The 8,092-nt window shown below is 64.1% G+C and carries 9 protein-coding genes; 4 read left to right on the top strand and 5 right to left on the bottom strand.

The genetic code is table 11. The features are described 5' to 3' along the window. Window positions 1–401: 401 nt before the first annotated feature. A complete protein-coding gene (locus ACE3S9_RS10950) occupies window positions 402–773 on the top strand; it encodes a DUF2147 domain-containing protein (RefSeq protein ID WP_374546494.1) in 372 nt (123 codons plus the stop codon). Between the two features lie 67 nt (window positions 774–840). Here the strand turns inward: ACE3S9_RS10950 and ACE3S9_RS10945 are convergent, their stop codons facing one another. Continuing rightward, window positions 841–1,647: an OmpW family protein gene (locus ACE3S9_RS10945; protein WP_374546493.1), complete on the bottom strand. Its 807-nt coding sequence runs from the start codon at window positions 1,645–1,647 to the stop codon at window positions 841–843. A 383-nt stretch (window positions 1,648–2,030) separates the two neighbouring features. Between ACE3S9_RS10945 and ACE3S9_RS10940 the strand changes: the two genes are divergently transcribed. The 3 genes from ACE3S9_RS10940 (at window position 2,031) to ACE3S9_RS10930 (ending at window position 3,801) form a co-directional block, all read left to right on the top strand. Further along, the gene (locus tag ACE3S9_RS10940; RefSeq protein ID WP_374546492.1) at window positions 2,031–2,261 is read left to right on the top strand and encodes a zinc ribbon domain-containing protein; all 231 of its coding nucleotides are present in this window, start codon (window positions 2,031–2,033) and stop codon (window positions 2,259–2,261) included. A gap of 10 nt (window positions 2,262–2,271) precedes the next feature. Continuing rightward, window positions 2,272–2,946: an isoprenylcysteine carboxylmethyltransferase family protein gene (locus tag ACE3S9_RS10935; protein WP_374546491.1), complete on the top strand. Its 675-nt coding sequence runs from the start codon at window positions 2,272–2,274 to the stop codon at window positions 2,944–2,946. A 105-nt stretch (window positions 2,947–3,051) separates the two neighbouring features. Continuing rightward, window positions 3,052–3,801 carry an SDR family NAD(P)-dependent oxidoreductase gene (locus ACE3S9_RS10930; protein WP_374546490.1) on the top strand — a complete coding sequence of 250 codons (750 nt, stop codon included), beginning with the start codon at window positions 3,052–3,054 and terminating at the stop codon, window positions 3,799–3,801. A 59-nt stretch (window positions 3,802–3,860) separates the two neighbouring features. Here ACE3S9_RS10930 and trxA read toward each other — a convergent pair whose 3' ends face one another. The 4 genes from trxA to queG form a co-directional block, all read right to left on the bottom strand. Then, on the bottom strand, window positions 3,861–4,181 hold the full coding sequence (gene trxA / locus ACE3S9_RS10925; RefSeq protein WP_374546489.1) for a thioredoxin: 321 nt from the start codon (window positions 4,179–4,181) through the stop codon (window positions 3,861–3,863). A gap of 149 nt (window positions 4,182–4,330) precedes the next feature. Beyond that, window positions 4,331–6,388, bottom strand: coding sequence for a YgiQ family radical SAM protein (locus tag ACE3S9_RS10920; RefSeq protein WP_374546488.1), 2,058 nt, complete (start codon window positions 6,386–6,388; stop codon window positions 4,331–4,333). A 69-nt stretch (window positions 6,389–6,457) separates the two neighbouring features. After that, window positions 6,458–7,309 carry an SDR family oxidoreductase gene (locus ACE3S9_RS10915; RefSeq protein WP_374546495.1) on the bottom strand — a complete coding sequence of 284 codons (852 nt, stop codon included), beginning with the start codon at window positions 7,307–7,309 and terminating at the stop codon, window positions 6,458–6,460. A gap of 5 nt (window positions 7,310–7,314) precedes the next feature. Beyond that, the coding region (gene queG, locus ACE3S9_RS10910) for a tRNA epoxyqueuosine(34) reductase QueG (protein ID WP_374546487.1) at window positions 7,315–8,092 on the bottom strand (778 nt) is incomplete at its 5' end.

Genomic DNA, 8,092 nt, shown 5'->3' with positions numbered 1-8,092 from the left:
ATCGATTTCCGCGGGCACGCCCGGCGGATAGGACGAAAGCCAAGGCCGTTCGGCAGGCGCGCGCACCGGCGCCTTGTCCGCCATCATGTTCATGCTCTCGTTTCCTCCCGCGCCCTTTTGCGTGATTTTCTTCTGCTTGATTTTTTTGGGCGCCAGCCCGGCCGCTCAGGCGGCCGCTGCGCGCAGGTTACGCCGCAAAGGCAGGGTCGGACAGGGCCGCGCCGGTCAGACGCCGCGTCTTTTTGGCCTCCAATCCCCTGTCGCCGTCTTTTCATGTCCCGATCGGCCTTTTTCGACGCCGTTCTGGCCGCTATCCGCCTGTCGCCGAAGCGCGCCGCATCCTAGTTTGGCGTAAGCGCAGCGGAAAAAGCCGCGCCTTCGAACAGCATTGGGAGGAACGAATGAAACGGATGATGTTCGCCTTGGCCGGATTGCTTGCGCTCGGCGGCGCGGCGCTCGCGGCGGGAGACGATATTGTCGGCGACTGGCAGCGGACCGACGGTCTGTCGCGCATCCGCATGGCGCCCTGCGGCGACGGAATTTGCGGCCATGTGACCTGGCTCAAAAATCCGAATTCGCCGGCCAAGGTGGGGCAACGCGTGTTCTACGGGCTGAAGCCGTCCGGCGCCGGCTGGGCCGGCGAGGCGTTCAATCCGGAAGACGGCAAGACCTATTCCGGCAAGGTGTCGCTGACTGGATCGCATATGACGACGTCCGGCTGCGTGTTCGGCGGCCTGATCTGCAAATCGGTGACCTGGTCGCGCCTGAACTGATCGCGCGAAGCGCTTTTGCGGGCGGACGGCGCGAAGCCGCCGCCCGCAAAGGTTTTGTTTGATCGCGTCAATATTTCAGGAACGGAATGTCGCTGGGGCCGAAGCGATACAGGATGCCGATCGAGAACGCCCAGGGCTCGAAATGGGTGTTCTGGTAGACCTTGGCGGGGACGAGGCCGACGCCCGGAATATTCATGCCATCGGCATAAGATTCCACATAAGCGAAGGTCTTTTTGACGTCGAGACTGACTCCCCAATGCCGGTCGATCATGTAATCGGCGCCCGCGGCGATCACCGCGCCGATCGAATTGCCGACATGAACGCTGGTCAGAAAGGCGTTCTGGTTGGAGAAGGAAAAGCCCGGCGCGATGCCGGCGCCGATATAGGGCCTGATCGGGCCGAAATTGTCGAAATGCCAATTGACCGTCATGGGCACGAAGGCTGGCATCAATCGGGTGAGCACCGTGCCATTGGCGAGGACCGGATTGGCGGGATTGAAGCCCACCGTCTTGTCGTTGACATACATGGGAATGCCGCCGCCGATATTCACCGAAATATGGCGCGTGACGTAAATGCCGGATTCGAAGCCGAGCGTGGGAACGTCGCCAATGGTCGCGCCGACGCCCGAGGGAAAAGCGGTGGTGATCCCGCGCGCCAGCGCCGTCGGGCTTTGCCCCGACAGATTGGACGAGGTGGTGTTCAGCACATAGGTGAAGCCGACCTTCACGAAAAAGGGCTGGAAATCGTCGACGGCCGGCGGCGCTTCCGGCGCCTTGAGGCTCGGCAGATCGGCCGCCTGCGCCGCCGTCGCGGAAAACGCCAGAACGGCGCCGCCGATCAACCCGGCCAGCCGGTCGGAAATGGAAAAATTCATGGGCTCCTCCCTAGTTCATCTCTATATTGTTCATATCTGAACTATAAAGTTACGGTGCGCAGGCCGCCGGATTTTGTCAACCCGCCGTCGCTGCGATCGGGGCCGCGGAAAACGGCCAACCGAATGGATAGACTTGATAGTCGCTTGATTTATCGGCCCATGTTCAAAGGCCTCGCCAGAGGCGCGCCGGCCAGCGCAAAGAGAATTTTATCGAGTTGCAGCATTGCCACACCGAAGGCGCGCGAAGCTGAATCCGCGAACCTGCGCCATCGCTGCGCGAGAAAATGGCCTTGCTGTTGATTTTGGCGCGGCCGTTGCTATTGAAACGGCAGGGGCGCTCGTCGCCCGGCTTTAAGCCCTGTGCGAATTTTCGAGGTTCCGGCATGCCGATCTATGGCTATCAATGCAAGCAATGCGGCGCGTCGTTCCAGACGCTGGTGCGCTCCGGCGAGCAGCCGGCCTGCCCATCCTGCGGCGCGGTCGAACTGGAGCAACAATTGTCGCTGATCGCCACGCCCGCCAGGGGCGGCGACAGCGACGCCCCCGCCGCCTGCGCCAATGCGGGCGCCGGCCCATCCTGCGCCGCCTGCCCCGGCGCGGCCATGTTCGGCTGAGAGGCCCGCCATGGCGGCGCGCGGAGGCTTGAGCGGCTTTGAGCGCGTCGGCGCGATCATCGGCGGCGCCTTCGCCTATTTCGCTCTGCCGATCTGGGGCTGGGGCGGCTTCGAGCCCTTCCTGATCCATCCCGCCTTCTGGGCGCTGACCATCGTCTATTTCGGGCTCGCGGCGATCGCCTTGTTCTGCGGGGGCAATCTGTCGCCGGGCGTCCGCGAGGACCGCGACAATCGCTGGGTGCTGGCCGCCTTCGCGCTGCTCGGCCTCGCCAACGGCTATTTGCCCGCCTGGGCCGACCGCAACGAATTCCTGACCATCGGCGGCGACGGCCTGCGCTGGATCGGCGTCGTTCTGTTCGGCCTCGGCGGCTGGCTGCGGCTCTGGCCGGTGGTGCTGCTCGGGGATCGTTTCTCGGGCCTCGTCGCCATCCAGCCCGACCATCAATTAATGACGACCGGCGCCTATCGCTTCATCCGCCATCCGTCCTATCTCGGCCTGTTGCTCGGCTCGATCGGCTGGTCGCTGGCCTTTCGCTCGGGCGTCGGCCTGATCGTCACGGCCTTGACCCTGCCGCCGCTGGCGGCGCGGATCGAGGCCGAGGAAAAGCTGCTGCAGGCGCATTTCGGCGCCCCCTATGGCGCCTATCGCGCCCGGACCTGGCGCCTGATTCCCGGCCTCTGGTAGGCGCCGGCGCAAAGGCGGGACCGGACTTTCGCCTATCGGCGTGAAAAATTTCGCGTCTATAATTGTGGGCCGCGCGTCCGCGCGAAAAAGATTCAGGACGATCCCATGAAGACCATTCTCGTCACCGGCGCGACCGCCGGTTTCGGCGCCGCCTTCGCCCATCGTTTCATCAAGGACGGCCATCGCGTCATCGCCACCGGCCGCCGCGTCGAACGGCTGGAGGCTTTGGCGAAGGAGCTTGGCCCGGCGCTGCTGCCGCTGAAGCTGGACATGATGGACACAGCCGCCGTGGACGCCTTCCCGGCCTCTCTGCCGGAGGACTGGCGCCAGATCGACGTGCTGGTGAACAATGCCGGCCTCGCGCTCGGCATGGCGCCTGCCTGGGATTCCGATCTCGCCGACTGGGACCAGATGATCGCCACCAATGTCTCGGGGCTGGTCCATCTCACCCGCGCGGTGCTGCCGCAGATGGTGGCGCGCAATGACGGCCTCATCATCAATCTCGGCTCGGTGGCGGGCGACTATCCCTATCCCGGCGGCCATGTCTATGGCGCGACCAAGGCCTTCGTCCTGCAATTCTCGCTGAACCTGCGCGCCGATCTCGCCGGGCTGGACGTCCGCGTGACCAATATCGAGCCGGGCATGGTCACGGGATCGGAATTTTCCAGGGTGCGTTTCGGCGGCGACGATTCCAAGGCGGCGGCAGTCTATGCCGGAACGCAATCGCTGACGCCGGAAGACATCGCCGAAACCGCCGCCTGGCTGGTTTCGCTGCCGCCCCATGTCAATATCAACCGCATCGAACTGATGCCGACCTGCCAGGCCGGCGGCCCGTTCACGGTGAAGCGGGCCTGATTTCGACGCAAAAAAGAAGGGCGCCCGAGGGCGCCCTTATGCATCGGCTCGCAGCGAGATCAAATCGCGCCGTTGATCCATTTGGCGAGTTCGCCCTTGGGCGCGGCGCCGACCTTCTGGGCGGCGAGCTTGCCGCCCTTGAACAGCATCAAAGTCGGGATCGAGCGGATGCCGAGCTTGCCGGCCACGCCCGGGTTCTCGTCGACATTGACCTTGGCGATCTTGACCTTGCCGGAATAATCCTTGGCCAGCTCTTCGAGCGAGGGGCCGATCATCTTGCACGGGCCGCACCATTCCGCCCAGAAATCAACCACCACAGGCTCCGCGGATTGCAGAACATCAGATTCGAAAGTGGCGTCGGTGACTTTCACGGTGGACATGGAAACCTCTCTTGCGGCGGGATCGAATCCCTGGGCCAATGGGACTGTTGAAGGCGAAAGTAGGTAGGCGGGACCTCAGCGTCAAGCGCGCCAACGCCTTGGCTCCTTTGCGCTTCGGCAAGACGCGCTCGACAAGACTGGAGCAAGACTCAGGCCGGGAACACGCCCTTGGTGAGAAATTTCTTCGCCTTTGCGTTCCTTTGGCCCCGGTTTTGTTCTTTCGTCGCGCCCAGCTTCGCGCCATGCCGCCGACCTTCGGCCTGGCCGCCGGTTCCCGCCGGCTGCCAGTTCGGCACAAGCTGGTGCTTGCCGGGACCGATCAGGTCAGCCCGGCCCATGGCTTTCAGCGCCTCGCGCAGCATCGGCCAGTTCTCGGGATCGTGATAACGCAAAAACGCCTTGTGCAGCCGGCGCTGGCGCAAGCCCTTGATAGCCGCGACCGGCTCGGAGGCGCCGTGACGGACGGGCTTGAGCGGGTTGAATCCGGAATGATACATCGCGGTCGCCAGAGCCATCGGCGACGGCAGGAAGGTCTGGACCTGATCGGCGCGATATTTGTTGCGCTTGAGCCAGAGCGCGAGATGCATCATGTCCTCATCGCTGGTGCCCGGATGGGCCGCGATGAAATAGGGGATCAGGTAATATTCCTTGCCCGCCTCGCGCGCGGCCTTGTCGAACAAAGCCTTGAAACGGTCATAGGTCCCGATGCCCGGCTTCATCATCTTGGAGAGCGGCCCCTCCTCGGTATGTTCCGGCGCGATCTTGAGATAGCCGCCGACATGATGCGCAACCAGTTCCTTGACATAGGCCGGGCTCTGCACCGCGAGGTCATAGCGCACCCCTGACGCGACGAAGACCTTTTTGACGCCCTTGATCTCGCGCGCCTTTTTGTAAAGCTCGATCAGGGCGTCATGGCTGGTGTTCAGGTTCTTGCAGATATCCGGATAGACGCAGGACAGCCGCCGGCAGACGCTCTCGGTCTGCTTGTCCTTGCAGGCCATGCGATACATGTTGGCGGTCGGCCCGCCGATATCGGAGATGATCCCGGTAAAACCCTCGCCCTTGTCGCGGATGTCCTCGATCTCCTTGAGGATCGAATCCTGCGACCGGCTCTGGATGATACGGCCCTCATGTTCGGTGATCGAGCAGAACGAGCAGCCGCCAAAACAGCCGCGCATGATCGTCACCGAATGGCGGATCATCTCCCAGGCCGGGATTTTGGCGCCCTCATAGGACGGATGCGGCGCGCGGGCGTAGGGCAGGTCGTAGACGCCGTCCATTTCGGGCGTGGTCAGCGGGATCGGCGGCGCGGTGAGCCAGATATCCTTGTCGCCGTGGCGCTGCACCAGCGGCCGGGCGTTGCCGGGATTGCTTTCCTTGTGCAGCACGCGTGAGGCGCGGGCGTAGCTTTCCGGCTCGGCGGTGACCTGCTCATAGGATGGCAGGCGCACCACGACATTGGCGCCCTTGACGTGAATGCCTTCATCGCCGTCGAGGTCTTCCGCATGGGCCTCGGTCCAGCCTTCGGGCGCGCCGCGCGGCAGCGCGAGACCGCGAATGTCGGAGAAATCCTGATCCAGCCCCTTTTTCGCGATCCGGTGGGCGACCTCGACCAGAGCGCGCTCGGCATTGCCGTAGAGCAACAGGTCGGCCTTGGAATCCATCAGCACCGAGCGGCGGATCTTGTCGGACCAATAATCGTAATGAGCGATGCGGCGCAGCGAGGCCTCGATGCCGCCGATAACGATGGGCGTCTGAGCGAACGCCTCGCGGCAGCGTTGGGCATAGACGATCACCGCGCGATCCGGTCGTTTGCCGCCCTCGCCATGAGGCGTATAGCTGTCGTTATGGCGCAGGCGACGGTCCGACGTATAGCGGTTGACCATCGAATCCATATTGCCGGCGGTGACGCCGAAAAACAGGTTCGGCTTTCCCAAAGCCTTGAAGGGCTCGGCGCTGCTCCAGTCCGGCTGCGCGATAATGCCGACGCGAAACCCCTGCGCCTCCAGCAAGCGGCCGATGATCGCCATGCCAAAGCTCGGATGGTCGATATAGGCGTCGCCGGTGACCAGAATAATGTCGCAGCTATCCCAGCCGAGCGCCTCCATTTCGGCGCGCGACATGGGCAGGAAGGGCGCCGTCCCGAAGCGGTGCGCCCAATATTTGCGATAGGAAAACAGCGGCTTTGCCGCCTCAATCGAAGTCATGCGGGCTCTTTGACAGAAAATCCGGTCTCGAGTCCATGTCTTTGCGCCAGGCTCACGGCGATTTTACGATCATTCGCCCTGCGCCGCGAGGGCAGCCATCCCCTCGCGATAAGTCGGGAAGGCGAGCGCCACGCCGAGATCGCGCTTCATGCGGGCGTTGGAGACGCGCTTGTTCTCGCCGTAAAAGCTGCGTTGCATCGGCGTGAGCGGCGTTTCCTCGAACGGCGTCTCCGGCGGCGGCTCGACGCCCAGAAGTCCGGCGGCGAAAGTCACCACGTCCTGCGGGGGCGCCGGCTCGTCATCCGTGACATTATAGATGCCGCCCGGCGCGTCCCTCAGGAAACAAGCGTCGATGGCCTGCGCGATATCCGCGACATGGATGCGGTTGAAGACCTGTTCGGGCTTGATGAGCCGTCGGGCGGTCCCGTCTTTCAGTTTCAGCAGCGCATTGCGCCCCGGTCCGTAGATGCCGGACAGACGCAGCACGTAAACCGCGCGCGCGTCCGTCGCTAGATTGAGCCACTCCTGCTCAGCCGCCAGCCGCTGCCGGCTGCGGCGGTTGGATGGCTCGGTCTTGGCCGTTTCGTCGATCCAGGCGCCGCCATGGTCGCCATAGACGCCGATGGTCGAGAGATAGACGATCTTTTTCAGCTTCGGCGCGGCGGCGACTTCCGCCGCCAGTCGGCGCAAGACCGGATCGCCCGCCTCGTCCGGCCCGGCGCTGACCAGCAAAGCGTCGCCCTCACGCAAACCCGCCAGCAGGCGCGGATCGACTTTTTCCGACGCGCCGTCGAAGGGCAGCAATTGCAGGCGGTCCGCCGCCTCGATCTCCGGCGCGCGTTTGGTCGCGGTGACGCGGGCGAAAGCGCTGCACGCTTCAGCGGCATAGAATCCGGCGGTATAGCCGAGACCGAAAATCATCAGGTTCACGAAACGCTCTCCCATTCCGCGCGCACGCCCGCGTCGCATTCATCCGGTTGTTTCTGCGACGCCAGGGCGCGGAATTCCTTGCGCGCCAGCAATTTCGAAAGCGCCCAGACCGCCATGCCGCGCACCAGCGGCGAGTCATGGGTGAGCCGCGCCTCGGCCAAAGGCGCCAGCGTCGCATCGCCGGAATTGCCGATCGCCACCAGCACATTGCGTAGAAACCGCGCGGCGCCGATGCGCTTGATCGGCCCGCCGGCGAATTTTTCGCGAAAGCCGGCCTCATCCAGCCGCGCAAGCCCCGCCAAAGGCGGCGCAACGAGATCGTCACGCGCCCGCAATTTGGCCTCGCGCGCGTCCTGCGCATATTTGTTCCACGGACAGGCAGCGAGGCAATCGTCGCAGCCATAGACCCGGTTGCCGATCCTTTCGCGCAAATCGCGCGGAATCTGGCCTTTCGTCTCGATGGTCAGATAGGACACGCACAGCCGGGCGTCGATCCGGTAGGGCGCGTCGAGCGCGCCGGTCGGGCAGGCGTCGAGACAGGCGCGGCAGGAGCCGCAATGGTCGATTTCCGGCGCGTCGGGCGGCAATTCGAGCGTGGTGAAAATGCTGGCCAGAAACAGCCACGAGCCAAACTCGCGCGACACCAGATTGGTGTGCTTGCCCTGCCAGCCCAGCCCCGCCGCTTCGGCCAGCGGCTTCTCCATGACCGGCGCGGTATCGACAAAGACTTTCACGTCGCCGCTCTCGCCCAGTTCCTTGGCCCGCGCCAGCAGC

This window comes from Rhodoblastus sp. (assembly GCF_041915505.1).
In the GTDB taxonomy this organism is placed as follows: domain Bacteria; phylum Pseudomonadota; class Alphaproteobacteria; order Rhizobiales; family Beijerinckiaceae; genus Rhodoblastus.
Note: the sequence above shows the minus strand (reverse complement) of the source record. Positions and strands in the feature narration are given on the sequence as shown.